Origin of the sequence: Streptomyces sp. NBC_01092, assembly GCF_045039535.1 — a bacterium.
Taxonomy (GTDB): domain Bacteria; phylum Actinomycetota; class Actinomycetes; order Streptomycetales; family Streptomycetaceae; genus Streptomyces.
In genome coordinates this window covers 50,464-72,303 of sequence record NZ_CP108659.1, presented here as the reverse complement: position 1 = coordinate 72,303, position 21,840 = coordinate 50,464, and the positions used below count along the sequence as shown (strand labels likewise).

Here is a 21,840-nt window from a genome sequence, read left to right as displayed (position 1 = left end):
GACCCTACACACGTGCTTCTGGTGCGGGGGTGTTGAGGAGTTCGTTGATGAGTTGGAAGGTTTCTGTTTCCAGGGAGCAGTCCAGCGCGTGGTTGACCTGCTGCACGCGCGTGATGGCGGTATGCAGTCCCTGCCGGTTCCCGGCCGAATGCTCGATCCGGAGCCAGTCCCGGTACAACAGCTCCGCCGTGTCATCGACTTCAAGGCCGGTCACGACGGCCTGGCGGGCGGCACTGAGGTCGTGGTGGCGGCCTGTGGCGGTCCGGTGGGTGGCGACGGTGTGTGCGACGTCGATGATGCGTGTGGTCATTTCCTGGTGGTGGGGTTCGGCCCAGGGCAGGGGTCTGCCGCCGAACGGCCGGCCGTGTACGAGTCCGAGCGCTTTTTCCAGGTCGGGTAGGCCGGTGGGGCCCAGCGGTAAGGCACCTTCGACGAGTTGCAGGAAGCGGGTCCAGTCGCAGCGCACTGTGGGGGAGAGCCGGTAGGGGTCGTCGCCGGAGCTGCGGCGAGGCACGTAAGGGCTGCCGGTGGGGTCGTTGCCCAGGGAGCGGCGCAGGCCCCCTACCCGGGCATTGAGGGTGCTCGCCGACCAGGGATTGACGGGATCCATATCGGAGCACAACACGTCTGCGCTCCGTCCGGGCCGGAACAGCAGCAGCGCGGCGAGCTGTGCCATCCGCGGGCCGTGGCCGGTGCTGTCCACGCCGGTCACCTCGACCGGACCCAGGACCCGGATCTCCGGCGCGTGCAGGGCATGTGCCTCGGGCTCCTCCGCCTGCGGCACCTCATCGTCCTCGACGGAACCCCTGCTGTCGTCCGCCTCCGCGGCCTCTTCCCTGGCCGTGAGCTCCGGGGCCGCCGAGATTGCTGCTTCGATGTCTGGGCCGGGCTCGTCGTGGCCCTGCGCCGGCACGGTGGCGCTGGTCAGGAAACGAAGGCTGGACGGATCCGTGGTGGCGGCGACCAGAGCCGGGAACACCTCGCTACTCACGTCCGGTGCCGCTGCCAACGAGGGGCTCGCCGACGGGGGCGTCGGCGCGATGGGGTCCTCCGATGCGGGCGATTGCGGCTGCGGCGTCGTGTCGGGCTCGGCCGGGACGTCCTGCCAGGGGCCCTCGGCCGGGTGGGGTGGCTGCCCGGACACCTTCAGTGCGGTGGTGATCTGCATGTAGGCGGCGTGCTCCAGGCGCTGCACGGTGATGTCGATGCCGGCGTGGTCGAGGTGCTGCGGCTCGCTGACGGAGGCGTTGAGGAGTTCCGCCTCGGGGAAGCGTGCAGCCGCGGAGCTCGCCGGGGCGACCAGAGTGACGGGCACCGTGCCGGAGCTGCTGATGACATCCGCGAACTGCCAGGCCGTGTCGGCGTCCAGCGAGGCCGCGCACAGTAGCAGGTACGGCTGATGCTGGGTCTCGGGCATTTGGTGCGTTTCCAGCAGCCGCTCGGACAGATCGCGCAGTGCGTGCGTGGCCTGCCGCATGTGGGCGATCCGCGCGGTGGGCAGCAGCTGCGGCAGGTCCGCACCGAATCCGATCGCGACGATCTCGACCTCGTTCGCCCACGGGCTCATTCCGAGTTCCAGGGCGAGTGAGGTGCACACCTCGGTGATGTGCACCGGGTTGCCGTCCAGCAGCAGCGCGGGTACCTGTGCGAGGTTGAGCAGCAGAAGGTCACCAGCCTCGGTGCTGCCGATCGTGACCAGGCCTGGATACGGTGCCGGCACCTCGTGGGCGGACGCCTCGTCCAAGAGCACGGCATCAGAGGGCAGGACCCACCAGCCCTCCGTTCCGGAAACGAACGGCGCCTGCGGCTCCTGGGATAGATCCTCGGGCAGCACCTCCATCGTGCGGGTCCCGATCCGTGCGGCCCGCAGCGGCGGCAGACCGCCGATGCTCGCCTGGTGGGCGAGTGTCCGCAGCGCAATGTCCAAGCGGGCGGCTCCGCCGGGCTCGGCGGCCGCCGCCAACTGGGCCTCCGCCGTGGATGTCTCCGGCGCGATGGCGATTGTCTCGCCGGGTTTGCGGCGGCGGCGTTGCAGTGTCCTGCGCAGCGCGAGGGCACCGGTGACGGCGGCGGCCAGGAGTGCGCCGGCGCCGAGAACGGTGCGCAGGTTCAGCGGGCTGGACCGAGCCGGCTCTGGCGTCTCGGACGCTGTGGTGGCCGGGGAGGCGGCACCGGAGCCGGGCGATTCAGCCGGCTCCGACGGCGAGGCGGCAGAGGGTGGGGCACTGGTGCTCGGCCGGGGCGTCGCGGAGGCCGATGCGGACGGTGAAGGCTGCTCCTGCCCGTGCTGCCCGTGCTGCCCGTGCTGCTCGGCGGGGCGGCTCGCTGGCGTGCTCGGGGCCGGCGACTGGGGTGCGGGCGCTGCGGTGTCTCTGGGGTCGGGCGCCTGCCCGCCCCCAGCACCCCCGCCTGTCGGCTGGCCGTCTGGGTTCTGGGTGGCCGGAGGAGGGCTCACCTGGCTGCCCGACTCATCACCTTGGACTTCGTCGTGGGGCGGCTGGCCGGGCTGGGCGCCGGGCACAGTGATCTGCTGCCCCGCGTAGATGACGTCCGGGTCGGAGATGGCGGGCAGGCCGTCCGGCTGAGGCTTGCCCCGGCTGGCGTCGAACAGCTGCGGCCACGCGTCGCCGTCGCCGAGCTCGTCCTTGGCGATCTTTGACAGGTAGTCGCCGGAGTGGACCGTGACGGTGTGCTCGCTCTTCTCGTCGGTGGCCGGGGCGCCGGCGCCCAGCTGCGTACGGGCGCCTACCACGGCATCGGCGGTATCGGGCATCTGCAGCTGCCAGCCGGGCTGAAGAAGGCTGTTCGCGCGGAAGACCTGGCCGTCGACCATGGTCCGGCCCTCATTGAGGGCGGCGATCTCCCGCCATCGCTCGCAGTCCCCCAACTGCCGCTCGGCGATGGCCCACAGGCTCTCCGACGGCCGCGTCTCGCGCACCGTGTACGCACGGTGCGTCGCGCTCGCGGCGGACGTCGCGTCTTGGCCAGCCTCGTCAGTCTGCGGGGGGTGGCCCGGGCCGGGCAGGCGGGCCGCGGTGGTGGCGGGTGCTGCCTGGGCGTCGGAGGCGAGGGCCGAACTCGTGGGCAGCATGATTAGGATGCTGCCGATCAGGAGCGCAGCGGCGCGCTGTGAGCTGCCCAGTCCGCGCGGGGCGTGCCAGGCCCGGCCGTGCAGCTGTGCGACCAGTTCGCGTACGGCGCAGAACGTGAACTGTGCCCACCCGATCCAGCCCACCGCCGCGAGCAGCAGCAGGAACGCAGCCCCGGTGTCCTGGCGGTCCAGCAGGTGCGTGAGGTCGTCGTGGCTGGATGCCCAGATGACCGGGGTGGCCCACGCCAGCAGCAGCGGGAGCCCGGCGATCGCGCCGGCCAGGACGAGCAGGCTCAAGCCGGCCCTGAGGGCGCGGCTGGCTGTGGCGGCGGGGGAGTGGGTGGTGCGCATCAGCTTCCTTCTGGAGCGGTGACGCCGTACAGGAGGGTGGCCTCGCCGTGGCCGGTCACCGTGAGCGAGCCGATCCCGACGACGGACAGGAACTTGGTGTCGTAGGCGTCGTTGACGGTCACGGTGAGCGTCTTGCCGTCCCCGGAGACGCTGACGGTGCCCGTGGCGCCGACCGAGCTGAGGTAGGAGCGCGCGGCGGCAGCCGCGTCCTGCGGATTCACGACCACGGCTTCACCGCTGATCGCCTTGGCGGGATCGATGGCCTGTCCGCCTGCCCGGGCGGCTTCCCCGGCGACGAAGTCGGCGCGTTCCACCGCGCGCATCTTGCTGCCGCCGTCGACCGCGACGCCGATGATGCCGATCAGCGCGACCACGCACACCGCGACGAACACCGTGACACCGCCGCGGTCGTCGAACCGCATGCGGTCGCCCAGCCGATGAGAGATGATCATCAGCCCTCCCGCTGCCGGAACTGATCCACGACCGAGGTCGCTGTCGAGGTGAGCGTGCGAGCTCCCGGGACGCCCGGCAGCAGCAGGTCCGACAGGTTGACCGTGCAGTTCACGGTCACGGTCACGGTGCCCACCTGGCCCACCGCAACGTTCAGCCCGCTCGTGTTGATGGTGACGTCGGCGCTCGCGCACGTGATGCCCTGATCGTCCAGCGACTCGGTCGCTGCAGCGCGGGCGGCGTCCTGGGCTGAGGCTACCGTGCGGTGGATGGACGCCTCACGTGCGGCGTCCTCGGCCGCCGAATCGATCTTCGCGCCGGACATGACGAGCCGGCCCCCCGCGATCGCCATACACAGGAACATGATCAACGGCGGGACGATGATGGCGGCCTCGATCGCCACACTGCCGTCGTCGCCGCGCGCCCAACGAGCCCTGCTCAACGGATTCACCCCCCTGGTGTCGGAAGTGCCGCGAGTCCTGCAAGAGCGGACAGCCCCTGGCAGGGCGACGTACCAGGTAGCTCCGAGTTCGCTCGTTCTCCTGAAGATTCCGGTCATTCGTCGAGATTCCTGAAGGTCTGTCGATATACCGGGGGTTGAGGCGCTGAGGGTGAACCGAGGTGGTCATGAGTCTCGCTGTGGTGCGTCCGCTCAGTTCGGTCCGTGGCCCCAAGACGGAGCAAGAACTCGAGGACTTCGAGCAGGAATTGGTGGATCAGTTCTGCCTTGCCGGGGCCGCGGTGGGCAGCAGCGACGGGTACGTGGCGGCGGAACGCGCGGCGGTGTTCGAGTTCCTGCGTATCCTCGGCCGTCCGCTGTGGACGGCCGGTCCGGAGGATGCGGACCGCTTCCTGCTGTACCTGCGCAAGGAACGACGGCAGGCCAAGAGCACAGTGGTGGATAAGGCCGGTTCTCTGGCTCGCTTCTACGCGTTCTTGGCCGCGAGATACCAGGGCGAGATCCATGCCATGACCGGGCACGTGCTGGTGCAGCCGATTGACGAGTTCAACCGGCCCTCCAGCGCAGATTACGGGGCCATGCGCGTGCCTCCGTCGCGGGAGGAGACCGAGCGTTTGTTCACCGCCTGGCGTCTGGCCCTGCCGGAGACACGGAAGTTCCTGCCGGCGGCGCGGGACTATCTGGCAGCGTCGCTGTGGCGCCGGGTGGGCTTGCGGATCAACGAGACGGTGATGCTCGACATCCGTGACTGGCGCCCCGATCTGGGCGAGCAGGGCAAGCTGCACGTGCGCTTCGGCAAGGGCAGCCGGGGCCGGGGGCCGAAGCCGCGGCTGGTCCCGGCCATCAACGCAGTTGACGCGCTCATGGATTGGTGGCTGACCGACGTCCGGCACCAGTTCGGCGATGACTGGTGCGATCCGGATGCCCCGCTGCTGCCCAGCGAACGGCGCGACCGCGATACCCGCCGCTGCCTGCGCGCTGGTCCGGATGCCCTGCGATCGGGCCTGTCCCAGGCTGTCGGCGCGTGGCTGCCCACTTGGCAAGGACAGCTGACCCCGCATCGGTTGAGACACTACTGCGCCTCGCACTTGTACGCGCAGGGAATGGATCTCAAGGCGTTGCAGGAACTGCTGGGCCATGAGTGGCTCTCCACGACCACCAGCTACATCCACGTCCACGACAACCACATCGAATACGCCTGGGCAGCAGCCAACGAACGTGTGGCCTCCCGGCTCCTTGACGAGGGGAGCTGACAGGATGCGCTGGAACCTGCGGATGAAGGCCGCCGAAGGCGGCATCTGGAAATCGACCGAGATGCGCCGACGGCTCGCCGAAGCGGGCCTGGAGATCAGTGCCGGGAAAATGTCGGCTCTGTGGACGGGTACCCCGACAACGATCCGACTGGACGACCTGGACGTCATCTGCGCGGTGCTCCAGTGCACCGCGGCTGACCTCCTCATCCACGAACCGGAGAAGGTAGCAGCCCGCAAGCCCGCCCCCACCGACTCCGCCGAGGCTGTGATCACCCCACGGTTCGGCCGCCATCGGTCGGTGCCACCAGCATGAAGACCCCCCGCCTTTGTGCGATGTGCCGGACTGTTCCGGTTGCCTTCAGCAGCCCACGGATCGACGTGTGCTACGCCTGCCTGCCCGGAGGCCCCTTCACGCCGCCGCCTTGCATTCGTTGCGGCGTCACTGGCCACTACTACTCGGCAGGAATGTGCGATGTCTGCCATCCAGCGGCGCCGCAGCGGCCCGACTCCTGCCGTGACTGTTTCGCCTGGGGGGTGGTGCGCAAGCACCGATGGCGCTGCTGGGGATGCCGCACCTGGCGCACCAGGTTTCCTCCTGGCCGGTGCACCGGCTGCGCACGGCAGATGCCCTTGAACGAAGAGGGCGCCTGCCGTCTGTGCTGGCGACAGGCTGTGATGGCGCGCCGGGTCCACAAGCGCACCAGCATCGCGGAAGCCAACCGAGGCGGCCAGCAACTGTTCATCGCCAACCTCCACCACGCCCGCCGGTCGCGCCGCGCGGAGCCTTTGCACACCCCTGTCGGCGTGGCGCTCCACCCGCTCACCCACCGCCAGCTGACGCTGTTCGCCCCGCCCCGCGATCTGCGTGCCGGTCAGCGGCACGGCTTTCCTCCCCCGCCGGACCCCGTTCTTGCCGAACGGCTCACCGCTGAGCTCACCGACTACGCCGCCCACCACGGCTGGAGTGCGCGCACCAGCAAGAAGGCCCGCCGTGGCCTGCAGATTCTGCTGGCGCTGCAGGACACCTCCGGTGCACCCATCCTCGCGAGTTTGATCTATCAGCTGCCCACACTGGATCTTCCGGCCCGCGTGCTTCACGAATTCCTCGACACCTGCCGTCTGGTCGAAGACGACCGCACCCCTGCGATCGAGGGCTGGTTCCGGCGGCAGGTGGAGGGACTGCCCGACCCGATGCGCGACGAACTCCAACTCTGGTTCGACATCCGTTGGCACGGCCACGGGCGCGCCCCACGCAGTACGGCCCGGTCCCAGAACACCATCCGAATCGACCTGCGCTTTTCCATCCCAGTCCTGCGATCCTGGGCCGCTCAAGGAACACAGTCCTTGCGCGAGATCACCCGCGCCGAGGTCCTGGCCTCGCTGCCCGAGGCCGGCAACAAACGCCACCACACCATCGCCGGACTCCGAGCGATCTTCCGAACATTGAAAGCCCACCGCGTGATCTTCCGAGACCCCAGGGTGCACATCCGCGTAGGAGCCCCCGAGCAGCGCACCCCGCTGCCCGCTGACCTTGCCATGCTGCGCGAGGGACTCCTGTCGCCAGACCCGACCAGAGCCGCGCTCACTGCCCTTTTGGCCTTCCATGCCCTGCGAGCGGGGCAGATCCGCGCCCTCAAGCTCACCGACGTCCACGACGGACGGCCGCACCTGGGCGACCAGGTCATCCTGCTCGCCGAACCCGCTCGCCTCCGACTGAACGCCTATCTCGACTTCCGACACCAGAGATGGCCCGGCACGGCCAACCCCCACCTGTTCATCCACTACCGGACCGCACTGGGCACCCAGCCCGTCGGAGGCCGCTGGCTTGGGCTCGTGCTCGGCACCCCGGCACGCGTTATCCGCACCGACCGCATCCTCCATGAAGTCCGGACCACCGGCGGCGACCTGCGGCGCATCTGCGACTTGTTCGGACTGTCCGTCCCAGCAGCCCTCCGCTACACCGCAACCGTCGGGACGCCGGACCGGTCCACCGGCCAGCACAGCCCTTGAAAGCAGTACCGTGTCTTCGGTTCGGCAACCCGCCCCCGCCAACAGCAGCCTCAAGGCCCATCACCCCCTGGGTTCCCGCCCATGGGCCCTTCAGAATTCACGAACTCACCGGAGACGACGGTCCAGCGCTCCCGCGGGCCGGATGCCGACTGGGTGATCTGCAGGCCTGCAACGCCCGGGATCATCGACAGGGCCGTGCCGGACACCTCAACCCGCACACGCTGCCCATCGCTGACCGCGGAGACGCTGTAGCCGCGCAGGCTGTCACCCGCGGTGCGGCCCAGCACGTCCCGCGCCTGGGCCGCACCCTCGGCCGGGCTCGACTCGTAGGCGCGGGCCGCGCTTATGCCCTCCCGGGCAGCCGTCAGGGCGATCTGTCGTGCGTAGTACCACATTGAGGCCTGGACGACGGCCACCGTGGCGAGTAGCACGAACGGGAAGACGATCGCCATCTGAATCGAGGCATCCCCGCGGTCGTCACGCCATCTTCGTCCCCGCCACCAGTCACGGAGCCGGTCACTGTCCAGCATCAGGTGTTGGACAGGCTGGTGTTGTACTTGGCGATCACCACGGCGATCGTGCCAGCGACCACCAGGGCGCCGGTGACGGCGGCGACCCAGATAATGACGGTGGTGATGCTGATATCGCCTCGGTCCGGCCGACGCGCGGCCTCCTCCAGCCCCTCTTCCAGACGCGTTGTCAGCCCGAGCACAGCACGTCGGATTCTGACTGCGGTGTATTTCATCTTCTGTACCTCTCAGGAGCGTTGAGCGAGTTGGGATGGTCTTAGACGGTGAGCATGCGGATCACTGCAGGGAACGCCATCAGCAACATGACCAGCACCGCGAGGAGAGCACCGGGGGCGGTCATCTTCTCGCTGGCGGCGTTCGCCTCTGCGGCCTGCGCTGCGAGCAGCTCCGTGTTGAGTGCGGCGGTCCGCGCCCGCAGAGCCTTGTAGACAGCGGCGCCGTCGGTGGCAGAGCCCTGCATGATGTCGGCGACGTCGCTAAGGCCCGGCAGGTCGTACTCATCGGCGAGGTCGGTCAATGCCTGGTAGGGCGGGATCTTCTCCAGCCGGGCCCGCCGCAGTGCACCTTGCAGATAAAGGAAAGGCCAGCCCCGGCCGACTGCGGCGGCTTTCTCCAGCGCCTCCGTCGGCCCGGCGTCCGCAGCCCGCTTCAACGCGACCAAGTCCAGGTAGGCGGACAGAGCGTGCGCGAACTCCTCCCGCGCCCGCTTGGCCTGGTCCCGCACCGCGAGATCAGGTGTCACAAAGAGCAGACCCGCCACCGCGAGCCCCACCACGGCTGGCACGTAGAACGGCAGGCCGACGCCCGCGATGATCCAGGGGATGGTCACCAGCACCGGGCAGAGCAAGCCGAGAGCGGCGAGAGCGACCTTCTTCAGCATGAACTGCCCCCGCCCCCGCCCAAGCAGAGCCAGGTTCATGACCGGGATCCGCACGCCGGGAAGACGCTCGAGGCGGGCCAGCAGCCACAGGCCCCAGACCTCATCGCGGTCCAGGTCCCGCTCCGGCATGGACAGGCTGCCGGGCGCGCTGCGCGCCAAGGCGGCCGCCAGCGCGGGCTGCGGTCGCAGGAGCTCCCGCACCAGCAAGGCGACGCCGGCGCCCACCGTGCCACCGGTGAGCACCATGGGAAGCAGGTTCACTGCCGCGCTCCTTTCAGCTCGGCCTCGCGCCTTGGCGCGACAGGCTCCGCGGCCGGAACTGGCAGGCGCACCGTGCTGCGCGGGTCGGCGATCAAAAACCGCGGGATGCGGCGGAAGGTGCCCAGCTGCCGCATCATCGCCAGCACGCCGACGAAGCCGGTCGTGAGGAAGGCCAGTACCAACTGGCCCAGCAGGGTGGAGTACGGACGGGTGTAGGACGTCACGAAGAACCCAGCGACGACCACGCCCAGGGAGATGAACGTCATCCACCGCACTGTGGTGCGCGGCTTCGCCCGGTCGGCCTCGATGGAACGTTTCCGGGCGACTTCGTCGCGCACGGTGCCTGCCAGGTCTTCCAGCGCCTGGGCCAGGCCCGGGCCGCGGTCACTGACGGAGAGGATCAGCGCTGCGGTCACTTTGTCCGCGGTGACGTCGTCCAGTTCGTCGGCGAAGGCCTGCAACGCCTCCTCGGGCTGCCAGCCCAACCGCAGCCGGTCGGACAGGGCGACGATCTGCGGAGCGAGGGATCCCGGAGCCCCCCTCCGGCTGGTGATCATTGCCTGTTCCAGGCCCATGCCCAATCGGAGGAGGCCGGCCAGACGCTGAGTCCACTCACTCAGAGCCTCCAGCTGGCCGATACGTTCCTGCGCGATCTGCGCCGGTGTGATCAGCCAAGGGACACCGACCACGGCTGCGCCGATCAGCGCGCCGGCCACGAAGTTCCCCGAGATCAGCCACACGGTCACAAACACCACGAGCGCCGCAATCGCCAGTGAGCGCCTGCGCAGCCGAACGTCCTCGGCCTGGTCCCGTCCTGAACGCCACCGCTGTCGAAGCGGCGCCCGCCGGGGCGCCGTGGTCCCGGCCAGCCCGACGACGACGCCGATCAGTCCGCCGACCACGGCCATGCCGGACAGCAACCCCAGAAGCAAGGTCACCGGCTCACCCCCACTTTCAAGGGCAACGGAGCCGTCCAGGCTCCGTACGGCTGCTGCAGCAGCGAGGAGTCGAAACCCACCCGGCGCAGATCGTCGATGCACCCGGGATCCATCCGCGGCACTGCCCGGAGCTCGCCGAACTCGGTGCCGGGGGAGAAGACTTCGTTGGTGGCGGGGCGGCCGGACTCGCCGATCCCGGTGAGCTCCAGGACGTGGGAGACGTAGCGGTGGCGGCGGCCACCGATCTGTGTCTCGTCCGTCATGTCGACGTACACGATGAAGTCCAAGCCGTTGGCGGTCTGCCGGTAGGCCAGCTGCTCGGACAAGTTCTCCTGGGCGAGCGCATACAGTTCGGCGATCCGGTCGAAAATGATGTCCGGGCGACGCGCGTGAATCGTGCACAGGTTGCCGCCGGATCCATTCGTCAGCGCCTGCATCATGGCGACGACTTCAGGGCCGCGGACCTCGCCGACCACGATCCGCTCCAGCGACATCCGAAGCGCCGGATGCATCAGATCCAGCAGCGTGATCTCGCCAGCGCCCCGTCCGGTGATGTCCTTCTCACCATTGGACTCGCGCCCCACCAGGGAGACGACCTGGCGGTGGTAGCCGTTGCTGTGAGCGAACAGCTCGTCCTCGGTCTGAATGGTGGCAAACCGGCACTCCGGGTCGAACTCCTTGAGCATCGCCCGCAGCAGCGTCGTCTTACCCGCCTTCTGCTTCCCCGCGATCATGATGTTCTTCTCGGCGCGGACGCACACGCCGAGGAACTGCCGCAGGACTGGGTCGATCGTGCCCAGCCGCACCAGGTCGTCCAGGTCGGCATGCGAGACGCGGTGCCGGCGGATGACCGCATACGTCATCGGGCCCAGACCGGTGATCGCCTGCAGACGCGAGCCGTCCTGCAGCGACAGCGCCAGCGTCGGGCTCGCAGTGGAAATGGTGCGCTCACTGTGCCCGGAGTCCCGGGCCAGCTCGCGCAGCAGCTCCAGTAGTTCGTCTTCCGAGTCTGCGATCGGCCCGACCCTGCGGCGCTCTCCGTCCCCGTAGTCGAGCCACACCTCGTGCGGGCCCTGGATGATGATGTCCTCGACCCGTTCATCGTCCAGGTACGGCTGCAACCGGCCGGCCCGGTACAGCAGGTCGTAGACGGAACGCCGCAGCGCGTGTTCCTCCTGGGCGGTGGTCCCCACCCCGCGCTCGGTGGCGTGGGCATCCGCCCACAGCGCAACCGCCTCGTTGATCCAGTTCAGGCACTGCTGCTCTTCGGTGGCCCGATCAACGTTCGGGCTGGTCTTGAGTAACTCCTCCCGCTGCCGGGCGACCTGACCGGCGATGTGCCGCGCCACCTGGTAGTCGACGGCGACCTGGGGGACTGCCGCACCGAGATGCTGTGTGCTCGCGGCAGCACCCACGGGCGCATCACCCTGGCGAGGCCACACCGGACCGCCCGAGGGCGGCGGAGCCACGGTGGGATCGGAGTGCAGAGGCCTACCGCGCATGGCTCACCTCCCCCCACCCGGCACGAGATGAGCCCGGCGCATGGCCGCGCGCTGTGCCAGCGGCGTGGTGCCGATGCGGGCCGCCCTCATCAACGCCGACTTCTCAAAGCGGCGGGGCTGCTCGGCGCCGTCGGACAACACTCTGGCGGCGTCCGGGGCGTATGGCAGGGTCGCCACCACTGGGACCTGCAGTACCCGCTGCACCTCGCCGGCCGGATAGGGGCCCTCATCGATGATCAGCAGGCCGACGTTGCCGACACGTTCCTCTAAGGCGCTCACCCGCGCCTGAGCGGCCTGCAGACAGCGCAGCGTATTGCGCACCACCACCAGCACGGTGTCGGCCTGCTCGGCCAGGACACCAGAAGGCCCGAATGCTCCCGAGCGACCGAGGTCGATCAGCACATCGTGTTCGGTCTCGGCGTCGATACCGCGGAACATCTGTGCCAGGACTTTCCAGACCGGCCCCAGGCTCGCAGCCTGCGCCGGGTCAGTGATCCCGGGCAGCAGCAGCCGGTCACGCGGCGAGGCCTGCTTGCCCTCCTCACTGCTCAGATCGATCAGCTGCCGCCAGAACGCGTCACTGAACTCACCCTTGCGCATAGCAACCGACAGGTTCCTCAGCCCGTACCGATCGCCCAGAGTGCCTTGCAGCAAGCCGTGCAGCACGGACCCGCCGTCCGGGTCGCACTCGGCAAGGATCATCCTCCGGCCCGGCTGAAGCGGCCAGTTCAGCAGCAGGGCCAGCGCACTAGTGGTCACCCCCGGAGCGCCACTGCAGCCAGCCAGCGCGATCACACTCATCAGCTGCCGTCCGGAGCGTCGAGGACCAGGCGCAGCGCGCCGGCCGACACCCAGCCCGCGGCAGTCGGGCCGTCGGCCTCGGCAGTGGCCACGTCGACGACCACCACACCGCTCCCCGGGGCGGCGTTGGACGCCTTCACGACCCGGCCCGCGATCGTGCCGGGCGGCCTCTCACTGTCCGAGTCCGAGGCCGTCGCGCCCTGAGCCGGAACATGGACCAGCTGAACCTTCTGCCCCGGCACCAGGGCCGTGGCCGGCACCTGCTCCGGCTTCAGGCCGATCGGCACCAACTGCTCGCCCGGCTTGACCAGAGAATCCTTCGTCACCTGCGCGGGCGAAAGCAGCGAGCCAGGCTTGAGCTCGACTGCCGCCCGCTTGCCCACCACCGACTCCAAGTCGTCGGCTTCGACCGCCTTCAGAGCCGGATCCAGCGCGATCGACGCCTTGCCCAGATCCTGCTCGGTGAGCACCTGCCCGACCTGCACGCCGCGGACCACGGTCACCACCTCGGTGCGGTGGCCGACCTGCAGCAGCAGGACCGCGACCCCGGCACCACCGGCAGCAATCAACGCCAGCGACAAAGCGATCACGCCCGGGCGGCGCCTGCGCGCCGACACCCGCGGAGGTGTCACCGGGCCAGCAACCTGCCCGTGCGGCGGCACGCCATTTACAGGAACCCGTTCCTCTGTCTTGCTCAACGTTCAGTCCTTCCGGCGGCGTTACCTGACGACCTGCAACTCGCCGATCGCCACCTGCACGTTGGTTTGCCGGATCTCGGTGAGTTGGCCACCCTGTCCGCCGCCCTGCCAGTCGATCGTCCAGGTCGAGGTCGCGGTGACCGGGAGCTTGCCGTTCTTGGCGCCGGCTGAGGTCTTGGAGTAGACGTGTCCGCAGGTCGGCGACTGGGCCATGTCCTCGGAGGCCTGGTAGGGCGTGCCAGGACCGTTGCACGTCACGCTGACGCCATCGCCCATCCTCCACACGATCTTCGACACCTTCGCTGTCGCGGTGACCGTGATTCCGCCCGCGGACGCCGAAGCGGTGTTGGGACCGTAGGTCGTGGCGCCCTGGTCGACCCACATCCACATCGGAACACCGACCGTGTACTTCCCAGCCGTGCGCGGACTGGCGACATCTGGGCCAAGCAGCGTCATCGAGTCGACTGCCCGCTGCGCCAGGACAGCCGGGTCAACCGTCTCTTGCGCCGGGGGCTCAGCCAGCCAGACCAACCGAGTGATCGTGTCTCCGTCGAGGTCACGCCAACCACAGGTCTGTTCGTACACGGCCCCGTCACCGGGTTCGTGGCCTTCCCAGTCCCTGCTGCCCGCGGGTGGCTGCGGATCTGCAAGCTTGTACTTGCAGACCTTCTTGTTGGTGGGGTCTCCACCGTCAGATGAACCGCTTCCACCGGCTCCGCCGACGCTGTCGCTGCCGCCCGCCTGGCCCCCGCCCTGCCCGGGGACCTCTACTCCGACCTCGCAGTCGTACAGGCCGCACTCGATGTCACCACCCTGGGGGCCATCCGCGGCGTAGCTGGCGAACGGGACAGAGAGCGTGGCAAGGACGCTTGCTGCGGTGACGGCCATGCGGCGCGTCAGCACGACTTGCCCTGGGGCTCATCGCTGGTGACGCGCCACCCTTCCGGGTACTTCTCGACGGTGCTGAGGATCACGTACTTCGTCAACCGGTTGTCCGGGAGGGACACTGGCTCCTTGGTCTTGGCATCGACCTTCTGCCACTTTGAGATGTCCAGGCAGCTGGAGACGGTCGCGTAGGGGATCCTGCCGGAGGCGTCGACCTTGGTGACATTCTCGTCGGCGAGGGTGACGCTGCCGGTGACGATGTGGCCGCGATCGTGAGTGCGCTTGACGTCTGCCTCGGCGTTCTTCAGCGCGGCGGATGCTGCGTAATGATCCAAGCGCACGCTCTTGCCGGTGGGCTCGGCATAGAGCTTTTCCATCGCCTGCCAGTAGGCCTCGTACGCGGCAATCGCTTCCTTCTTCGCGGTCTCCTTCGGGTCGGCGGGGGCAGACGATGTCGGGGACTGCGAGACGCTCGGGGACTCGTCTGACGCCTCATCCTTCTTTCTGTCGGAGGAGCTGCACGCTGCCAGGGCGAGCGCAGTGCACAGTGTGACGGCGGCGACCTTGCGGAAGTGAACAGCGGAATTCTGATGGGCGCGACGTTTCACGATGCCTTCCCGTACGGCTATGGCCTGACCGCTGGGTGAGCCGCCGAGCGGGCGGCACCAGCTCCGCAGCTTGGTCCAGCTGCGGTGACGCGTTTGAGTGACGGTCAGGTTACGCAAATACCAGTCAACTTCCCATGCTGATATTTGGGTTCACTCGTACAACTTGGGGCGTATCCGGTCACTTTCAGAACCAGATGTCGATTTGTAGTCGCTGAATTCGCAAGTTTCTTCCGCGAATTAGGGCGGGCGTCCGGTTTTTAGCGAGTCGCAGTTGCCGGTCGGGCGACCATGCGTTGATCGCGCCTACATTCCCAGCGGCACTTTCGCGGGCCGGGTCGGCCACGAAGGAATGGTGAGTGACCATGGCCTTGCAGAAGGCGCCCGGGTGGAGCCAACGGCCCGTGCCACGCGCGGAATGTCGACGTCGGCTTCCCGGCGGAAGAAGCCCAGTCCGCTCTGCGCGGCGAGCGGACTGGGTCCGCCCGCCTGCGGTCTGCAGGACCGGCGCACCCTGCTCCTGGACCCCCAACCCGCGTCCAGCTCACCGGACATGCGCATCGCGCCATTACTCTCTGGTGAGGGCTGGCTTTGCCGTGTAACGTCACTTCAGATGTCGTGACTCGCAGTACCCGCCCGCGCTCCGGCGTGGGCGCCTTGCTGTGCGGAGCGGGGCAGGACATCGCCGGGACCGCGCAGTGCGGATCCGGATATCAAGCGGAAGGCATCAGAATGGCCAGCGGAACCGTCAAGTGGTTCAACGCCGAAAAGGGCTTCGGATTCATCCAGCAGGACGGCGGCGGGCCGGACGTCTTCGCGCACTACTCCAACATCAACGCCTCCGGCTTCCGTGAGTTGCAGGAAGGTCAGGCGGTCACGTTTGACATCACCCAGGGGCAGAAGGGCCCGCAGGCGGAGAACATCACGCCTGCCTGACCCTCGGATGTCATATGGGCCCGGAGCAGCTGCTCCGGGCCCATATCTGTACGGATGAAGCCATCAGAATGCAGCTCACCAACCCAATAAAGGTGTGGTGCATGCTGCACGACTCTCGCTAGCCACACGACAGGCGCACGCCCTGACGGAGCCCGGCTGCCGATGACTGAGACGGCCCGAATGTGGCGATGTGCACGGAAGCGACGAACCAGAGGTGGTTGGCGTCATTGGGTGCGTCGACGCCCCTCGACGAGGAAGTCGCTGTCAACGAGGAGCTCTTCCGGGAGGGGCCGTGCTGAGGTGTGGCACGCCGCCGTGGTGCGCAGGGTCGGCGATCCTGAGTGAGGGCGTAGCGGCCATGGGCGAGGTCCTCGCAGGCGCGGGCGACCTGACGCCGCCAGTGACCGTCCTGGCCGTGAGTGAGGCGGCCAGAGCCGGTCGAAGAAGATCCACTTGTCGATGTTGGCAAACCCAACGGGGTATCGGCCATGTGGTCGGCGTCGTCGTGTGTAAGGGGTTTTGTCACCGCGAACGGCTCCGCCTCCGGCGGTCTTGCTGTGAGGTGTCCCGAGGGCGGAGCCGTGTCGGCTCGGTGGTGACGGGGGCCTTTCCGGGCCAGTCTCGCCGTTCTGGCGGCGGGAGTCGTGGGCGGCCGCGGATTAGCCGGCCGTGATGTCGTCGGCGGTCTTGGCCAGGAGTGCGGCGTTCGCGTCGGTGTCGTGGCTGAGCATGAGTGACCGGTGGGGGAGTCGGCCGAGTTGTTCGACCAACTCGGCCGCTGCGGGGGTGGCGGCCGGGGTCAGTCCGAAGATGTCGGGGTAGCGGTCCTCGGTCGTGCGGGTGAAGACGTCCGATTCGGTCAGAGCGCGGTCGTCGCCGAGAAGGGCCGGGGACGCTGTGGCGTTCACTGTGGGGAACAGCAGTCCGGCCGCGGTGGCTCCGGTGGCCAAGGTGAGGCCGAGCCAGGTGGAGAGCTGGTCAGGGAAGAACTGCGGCTTGAGTTCCTTGCCGGAGGGCTTCCACAGGGGCTTGCGGCGGCCGTCGCGCAGGGCTTGGGTCACACTCGGGTGTTGAGTGGGGTGGAGCTGTTCGCCAGCGAGCAACCTTTCGCGTACCTGGTCGTAGAGGCCAGTCGCGTCGAGCAGGCCGAGTCCGATGGCAGCAGCCGACGGCCACGGCAGAACCTTGACCGTTCCGGACGGCTCGGTGCGGGCGAAGACGCGGTCGTTGGCAAGCAGCCCCCATCCCTGGCGGGCGAGTAGGAGAGCCGTGGTGGTCTTGCCGGCGCCCTTGTCGCCGAGGGTGAGCACGGTTCGGCCGTCCTTGACGGCGGCGGAGGCGTGAAGGACGGTCCAGCCGTCGGCGAGGAGTTGGGCGCGTACGAGCTCGCGCGCGAGGCGTGCGACGGCGACGGCGACGGGTTCGGGGTGTTCGCCGACGATGACGAGGTGACGCCGGTCGGCGTGGTAGGCAAGGCGTTCGTCCGGCTGTACGGCGTAGGTGATGCCGTCCTGGCGTGACACGAGCGTGCGGGTGTTCGCGTAGTTGGTCTCGGCGAATCCGTAGTCGCAGATGAGGGTGTGGATGTCCTCCATCCGGTCGGTGTCGACGTCGGCCAGGACCAGGCCGCCGCCGTCCTCGGCGATCCTGTCGCCCGAGGGGGCCTTGGCGGTGGTGGCGTTCCACCAGGGGCCGAAGTAGCGGCGGGACCAGTCGGTGACCTCCTCCATCTGGGAGGCGACGGTCACGGTGGCGGTATCGGCGGTGATGCGGGTAGCGGTCAACGGCATGACGTTGCTCCTTCACGGTTGATCTTGCGATAGGCGGCGCCCAACTTGGCGCGGGCGGCGATGAACTGGGCGGTTTCCCGCTCGTTCAGGGTCAGGGGGGTGACGGTGGGCTGACCGGAGGTGATCTGCACCCGGATTCCGAGCCACACACCGCCGCGGTTGACGGACAGCACGTCCGTGCCGTCCTCGATGGCCAGGAGCTTGCGCAGGGCGGACACGGTGGCTGCGGCCGGGCCGTTGCGGACACGGCCGATCCCGGAGTTGATCCGGCGCGGCCGGTCGCGGAGCTCGGCCGTCACGACGTCGAGCGGCACCATGGCGGGCCGTCCGTTGATGGTGGTCGACGACGCGCAGATGACTGCGCTGTCGCCGTGTTCGCCGATCACGTAGCCGTCTACGGTCTCGACCGGAACGCGGTGATGCTGGGCAAGGGCGAGCCGGTAGCGGGCGGTGTCCGTGGCGGAGCCGATTCCGACCACCTGGCGTGCGCGGGACAGGTCGGCGAAGTAGCGGGCCAGCACGTCGACCGGGTTGGTGACCATGACGGCGATGCCCGGATAGCCGGTAAGGGTGTGGGCCCATTCGGCGATGACCGGGGCGTTCGCGGCCAGTCCGGCCATGCGCACATCCGCGGTGCGGGTGTTGGTGAAGTTGGCACGAGGGCAGATGACCAGTGCGTCAGCGTCGCCCATGTCGGCCCGTGTGGCGGTGAATACGTCAGGGCCTCCGACGAGTTGCCGGGCCTCTTCCAGGTCCGTCACCAGGCCGCACGCGGCTTCGGGCGCGCGGGACGTGACCAGCAGACGGGTACACCAGGGCTCGGCAGCCAGGAGCGCGGCGACGGCCTGGCCGACAGCGCCGGCACCGATGACGCCGACCGTGTAACGGCGGGTCATCGAACCGCCGCCCGGGTCACCGAGGCAAGCGCCAGGCGCCACACCACGTCAGGATCGGTCCCCGCGGTCAGGTTGGCACTGACGGAGTCCAGGACCGTGCACAGGGCCGGAGCGGCGTCGACGACCGCGCGCGCGTGCTCCGGCAGCGGCAGCGAGGCCGGGGCGGCCAGGTACGTAGAGAGGATGTTGACGCTGTCCATCAGCCACGTGATCATCAACCGGCGCAGCCACATCCTGCGCTCGCCCCGCCCGATGAGCCGGGCCTGATCCTGGGTGAAGGCGTCGATGCCCTCCACCACGAGGGCAGCGCGATGCACCGGCGTCGCCGTGAGCACGGCGAGCAGCGCGCGGGAGACGAGTTTCGCGTTGTCCTGGTGGGCACCCCCACGGGACAGACCCGGGTCGATGAACACCGGGTTTTGCTCGTCGGGACCGTCCGGGAAGAGGACGTGTTCGGGCTTCAGGTCGCCGTACACAACCAGGCGGGGACCCGGGGCCGGAGTGAGGCGGAGTTTCAGCAGCCGGGCCACCACAGCCCCGAGCACGGCCACCACACCGCGGCGGGTGCGTTCGTCGAGCTGTTCGAATCCGAGCCAGGCGACGTAAGCACGACCGGAGATGCCGTTGAACTTCCGGCGGAACGTCGTGTCGATACCGCGCTCGGCGATCGGTGCCGCATCGACCGCGGCCACCACTGCCGGCGACTGGAGCGCAGCGAGGCCACGCACGGCCCCGGTCATCAAGTCGGCGGTCCGAGCAGGTTCCTTGGTGATCAGGTCGAGCAGGCTCGGGCCGGTCACGGCCTCAGTGAACAGCACCCCGCGCCGGTAACCAGCGCAGCGACCGACCCGGATTCCGGCCGCGTCCAGGGCACGGAGCTGAGCAGCCTCCCGCGCCAGCAACGACGTGGGCGACGTCGCGTAGGCAGCCTGCGCCGCCCGGACCCGCCCCCCGTCCCCCGCGACGCCCCGCAGCACGGAGACGAGGGAGAGGCCAAGGACGGAGTCCTTTGCGAACAGCTCACGGCCGGCGAGGTGCACCCGGCGCACGTAGCCGGTGACCGACGGGACATGAGCGCCGAGCGTCATGGGCTCGCCGGGCCACTCCTCGGCCGCCGCGCGGCGTATCCGGTCGGCGGAAAGCTCGAACAGGGCTCCCGGTTCGGGCAGGACGTGCGGCATGTGGAGCCTCCAACGAGGGAGAGGGACAGAAGCCGTGCGCCGCCCCGCCTCATGCGAGGGGGACAGGCGTGGACGCGGATGGACGGAGCTGGACCGGTGGCCGGGCGGGAAGGGGAAGCACCGTCCGGCCACCGGAGATCACAAGTCGGCGCTGCCGTAGGCGAGCAGCGCGAGCACGAAGGCTGTGACCGTCACGACGAAGAGGAGTTGCGCGGCGACCTGCCGCCAGCCGATCCCGGTTTTCCGCTGCCGACGCGGCGGAGCCGCCTCTTTCAGCGCCCTGTCTAAGCCGTTGAGCGGCATCACGGGGTCACCTTCAGCTCTGCCCAGCAGCGCTTACCCCACGGGCGAGCGGCAGGGCCGAGCCGGTCGTAACCCCAGCGCTCGCTCAGGGATTCGACGATGACCAGCCCGCGCCCACTTTGTTCCTCGCCCTCGGGGGTGCGCAGGTGCGGAAGGCGCGCGGGTGCGCGGTCGACGACCGCGAGATAGACGCGCGTATCGCTGGGCCGGTCGACGATGACCCGGACGGAACGACCGCACGCATGCCGCACCGCGTTGGCGAACAGCTCCGCCATCACGAGCGCCGCCGACTCCGTCACCTCGTCGGGAAGGCCCCATGTCGCGCACGCCGTGCGGGCCAGACTGCGGGCCAGGGGCGCCGTCTCCTCGGTACGGGGGCGGATTTCGCTGTAGCCGGGATACCCCTTCGCGCGGGGGCGGCTCGCCGTCATCGTCATGGATCACGCCTTGGTCCGGGGGCGGGGGAAGCCGCGCCAGCCCCTCTCGGGGGATTGGGGTGGAGGGGCCGGCGCGGCCGTCAACTGGCCGCCCAATGGGCATCACCGAACGGCCTGTAATCACTCAACTCCGGTGCGCGCAGCGGGGTAAGGGAGCAGAGTGGAGCCACGGTTGAACTGGTTGAACACAGCCCGGGGGTTGGAATGGGACGACGACCGCGCACGCCCAATACGGCCCTCGCGGACCTGATGCAGACGGAGACGATCGGAAACGCGCAGCTCGCGCGGCGTGTGAACGCCGTCGGGAAGGAACTCGGGGTCACGCTGCACTACGACAAGTCGAGCGTGTCGCAGTGGCTCGCCGGCAGCAGGCCGAAGCCGCAGGCCCGGCCCGCGATCCTTGAGGCGCTCTCGCGGCTTGCCGGACGACCCGTAACGTCCGCTGAAGTCGGTTGGGGGGACGACCCGGCCGAAGAGCGCGACGTTGTATCAGGAGTGGTGGCGCTGAGCCGAGCAGACATGGACCCGTCCCGCCGCAACGTGCTGACCGCGGGCATGTACGCGGCCACGCTGGTGGTCCCCACGTATGACGAGCTGACCGATGAACTTGACCAGCGCGTGAAGGAGACCAGCGCGGGGCGCACGCTGCGGATCGGGATGAGCGATGTTGAGACTGTCACCAAGATGACGGACAAGGTCGCTGAGATCTTGGACGAGATTGGCGCAGGTCACGCACGACCGATGGCAGCGGCGTTCATCACCAACACGGTTGGGACGTACCTGCGCGCCGATGCCTCGGAGGCGGTGCGCAACGCGATGCTCGCGGCCGTCGCTGACTTCGTCTACCTCACGGGGTGGATGGCGATGTACGAGACGAAGCAAGGGCTGGGCCAGAAGTACTACCGCTCTGCCCTCGATCTCGCGGCGGAAGGCGGAGACCACATCACCTACTGCCGGACCCTGCGCGGCATGTCCTTGCAGGCATCGCACCTCGGCTACGGAGAAGCGGCCTTGAAGCTCGCGGATTCCGCAGCGGAGGCCGCCCCGGCGTCCGGCCCGCGTCTCGTGGCGTTCCTGCGCGGCCAGCAGGCCGCCGCCGCGGCGATGACCGGCGACCGGAACACCGCCCTCTCCCGGCTCCGCGAGACGGAGACCGCGCTGGCCCAAGCCGACAACAGGAGAGACGCTGTGGGCGGGTACGACGAGGCCGCCTACCACTTCCATGAGGCACACGTCAGGTGGTCACTCAAGGACGGGCCGGGCAGCATCAAGGCCCTGCGCCGCTCGAACGCTGCCCGCAGCCCCCAGGAACGGCAGGGCCGGGTGCACTGCCTCGGGGTGATCGCCGAGCGGCAGATGGCCATGCGGCACGTGGAGGCAGCCTGTGCCACATGGGCTGAGTTCCTCGACGAACACCAGATGATCAGTTCCGCGCGCGGGGACGAGCACCTACGGAACCTGCGCGCGCAGCTCAAACCGTACGCCTCATTGCCTCTCGCCCGCACCCTCGGCGAACGGGCGCGCGAGGTCGCCAGGCTCAAGGCAACCTGACCCCGACAGGGGAACGGAATCGGCCTATTGT

22 protein-coding genes are annotated in these 21,840 nt (G+C 68.9%); 5 read left to right on the top strand and 17 right to left on the bottom strand.

What is annotated here, in order from left to right; all coding sequences use genetic code 11:
* Positions 1-4: 4 nt before the first annotated feature.
* Genes OG254_RS00400 through OG254_RS00390 form a run of 3 tightly spaced genes read right to left on the bottom strand, consistent with a single transcriptional unit; the run spans position 5 to position 4,295 of the window.
* Positions 5-3,442, bottom strand: coding sequence for a hypothetical protein (locus tag OG254_RS00400; protein ID WP_405576249.1), 3,438 nt, complete (start codon positions 3,440-3,442; stop codon positions 5-7).
* Complete coding sequence (locus tag OG254_RS00395; protein ID WP_405576247.1) at positions 3,442-3,894, bottom strand: pilus assembly protein TadG-related protein; 453 nt, start codon at positions 3,892-3,894, stop codon at positions 3,442-3,444. Before OG254_RS00395 ends, OG254_RS00400 begins: the two co-directional genes overlap by 1 nt.
* The gene (locus OG254_RS00390) at positions 3,894-4,295 is read right to left on the bottom strand and encodes a TadE/TadG family type IV pilus assembly protein (RefSeq protein ID WP_405576245.1); all 402 of its coding nucleotides are present in this window, start codon (positions 4,293-4,295) and stop codon (positions 3,894-3,896) included. Before OG254_RS00390 ends, OG254_RS00395 begins: the two co-directional genes overlap by 1 nt.
* 224 nt (positions 4,296-4,519) lie before the next feature.
* Between OG254_RS00390 and OG254_RS00385 the strand changes: the two genes are divergently transcribed.
* Genes OG254_RS00385 through OG254_RS00375 form a run of 3 tightly spaced genes read left to right on the top strand, consistent with a single transcriptional unit; the run spans position 4,520 to position 7,615 of the window.
* Positions 4,520-5,605: a tyrosine-type recombinase/integrase gene (locus OG254_RS00385; protein WP_405576243.1), complete on the top strand. Its 1,086-nt coding sequence runs from the start codon at positions 4,520-4,522 to the stop codon at positions 5,603-5,605.
* Positions 5,606-5,609: 4 nt separating this feature from the next.
* Positions 5,610-5,918 (top strand): helix-turn-helix domain-containing protein, encoded by a 309-nt coding sequence (locus OG254_RS00380; protein ID WP_405576241.1) that lies wholly within the window; start codon positions 5,610-5,612, stop codon positions 5,916-5,918.
* A complete protein-coding gene (locus tag OG254_RS00375; RefSeq protein ID WP_405576239.1) occupies positions 5,915-7,615 on the top strand; it encodes a hypothetical protein in 1,701 nt (566 codons plus the stop codon). The genes OG254_RS00380 and OG254_RS00375 overlap by 4 nt, the downstream gene beginning before the upstream one ends.
* 50 nt (positions 7,616-7,665) lie before the next feature.
* Here OG254_RS00375 and OG254_RS00370 read toward each other — a convergent pair whose 3' ends face one another.
* The 9 genes from OG254_RS00370 to OG254_RS00330 form a co-directional block, all read right to left on the bottom strand.
* Positions 7,666-8,145 carry a TadE/TadG family type IV pilus assembly protein gene (locus tag OG254_RS00370; protein WP_405576237.1) on the bottom strand — a complete coding sequence of 160 codons (480 nt, stop codon included), beginning with the start codon at positions 8,143-8,145 and terminating at the stop codon, positions 7,666-7,668.
* On the bottom strand, positions 8,145-8,360 hold the full coding sequence (locus tag OG254_RS00365; RefSeq protein WP_405576235.1) for a hypothetical protein: 216 nt from the start codon (positions 8,358-8,360) through the stop codon (positions 8,145-8,147). The genes OG254_RS00370 and OG254_RS00365 overlap by 1 nt, the downstream gene beginning before the upstream one ends.
* A gap of 41 nt (positions 8,361-8,401) precedes the next feature.
* A complete protein-coding gene (locus OG254_RS00360) occupies positions 8,402-9,286 on the bottom strand; it encodes a type II secretion system F family protein (protein ID WP_405576233.1) in 885 nt (294 codons plus the stop codon).
* Complete coding sequence (locus tag OG254_RS00355; RefSeq protein ID WP_405576231.1) at positions 9,283-10,224, bottom strand: type II secretion system F family protein; 942 nt, start codon at positions 10,222-10,224, stop codon at positions 9,283-9,285. The genes OG254_RS00360 and OG254_RS00355 overlap by 4 nt, the downstream gene beginning before the upstream one ends.
* Positions 10,221-11,726, bottom strand: coding sequence for a CpaF family protein (locus tag OG254_RS00350; protein ID WP_405576229.1), 1,506 nt, complete (start codon positions 11,724-11,726; stop codon positions 10,221-10,223). Before OG254_RS00350 ends, OG254_RS00355 begins: the two co-directional genes overlap by 4 nt.
* 3 nt (positions 11,727-11,729) lie before the next feature.
* Positions 11,730-12,527 (bottom strand): hypothetical protein, encoded by a 798-nt coding sequence (locus OG254_RS00345; protein WP_405576227.1) that lies wholly within the window; start codon positions 12,525-12,527, stop codon positions 11,730-11,732.
* Positions 12,527-13,144 carry an SAF domain-containing protein gene (locus OG254_RS00340; protein ID WP_405576225.1) on the bottom strand — a complete coding sequence of 206 codons (618 nt, stop codon included), beginning with the start codon at positions 13,142-13,144 and terminating at the stop codon, positions 12,527-12,529. Before OG254_RS00340 ends, OG254_RS00345 begins: the two co-directional genes overlap by 1 nt.
* Positions 13,145-13,246: 102 nt before the next feature.
* Entirely contained in the window at positions 13,247-13,810 is a 564-nt protein-coding gene (locus tag OG254_RS00335; protein WP_405576223.1) for an ATP/GTP-binding protein, read from the bottom strand.
* 311 nt (positions 13,811-14,121) lie between these two features.
* On the bottom strand, positions 14,122-14,835 hold the full coding sequence (locus OG254_RS00330) for a hypothetical protein (RefSeq protein ID WP_405576221.1): 714 nt from the start codon (positions 14,833-14,835) through the stop codon (positions 14,122-14,124).
* A gap of 612 nt (positions 14,836-15,447) precedes the next feature.
* On the opposite strand from OG254_RS00330, the gene OG254_RS00325 reads away from it, so the two are divergent.
* Positions 15,448-15,651: a cold-shock protein gene (locus OG254_RS00325; RefSeq protein ID WP_069934205.1), complete on the top strand. Its 204-nt coding sequence runs from the start codon at positions 15,448-15,450 to the stop codon at positions 15,649-15,651.
* A gap of 659 nt (positions 15,652-16,310) precedes the next feature.
* Here OG254_RS00325 and OG254_RS00320 read toward each other — a convergent pair.
* The 5 genes from OG254_RS00320 to OG254_RS00300 all read right to left on the bottom strand — a co-directional run bounded on the left by OG254_RS00320 (position 16,311) and on the right by OG254_RS00300 (position 20,258).
* A complete protein-coding gene (locus OG254_RS00320) occupies positions 16,311-17,441 on the bottom strand; it encodes a hypothetical protein (protein ID WP_405576219.1) in 1,131 nt (376 codons plus the stop codon).
* The gene (locus OG254_RS00315) at positions 17,432-18,337 is read right to left on the bottom strand and encodes a lactate/malate family dehydrogenase (RefSeq protein WP_405576217.1); all 906 of its coding nucleotides are present in this window, start codon (positions 18,335-18,337) and stop codon (positions 17,432-17,434) included. The genes OG254_RS00320 and OG254_RS00315 overlap by 10 nt, the downstream gene beginning before the upstream one ends.
* Positions 18,334-19,518, bottom strand: coding sequence for a phosphotransferase (locus OG254_RS00310; RefSeq protein ID WP_405576215.1), 1,185 nt, complete (start codon positions 19,516-19,518; stop codon positions 18,334-18,336). The genes OG254_RS00315 and OG254_RS00310 overlap by 4 nt, the downstream gene beginning before the upstream one ends.
* 138 nt (positions 19,519-19,656) lie before the next feature.
* Entirely contained in the window at positions 19,657-19,824 is a 168-nt protein-coding gene (locus OG254_RS00305; RefSeq protein WP_405576213.1) for a hypothetical protein, read from the bottom strand.
* Complete coding sequence (locus OG254_RS00300) at positions 19,821-20,258, bottom strand: ATP-binding protein (RefSeq protein WP_405576211.1); 438 nt, start codon at positions 20,256-20,258, stop codon at positions 19,821-19,823. Before OG254_RS00300 ends, OG254_RS00305 begins: the two co-directional genes overlap by 4 nt.
* Positions 20,259-20,462: 204 nt before the next feature.
* On the opposite strand from OG254_RS00300, the gene OG254_RS00295 reads away from it, so the two are divergent.
* On the top strand, positions 20,463-21,809 hold the full coding sequence (locus tag OG254_RS00295; protein WP_405576209.1) for a hypothetical protein: 1,347 nt from the start codon (positions 20,463-20,465) through the stop codon (positions 21,807-21,809).
* Positions 21,810-21,840: the final 31 nt, after the last annotated feature.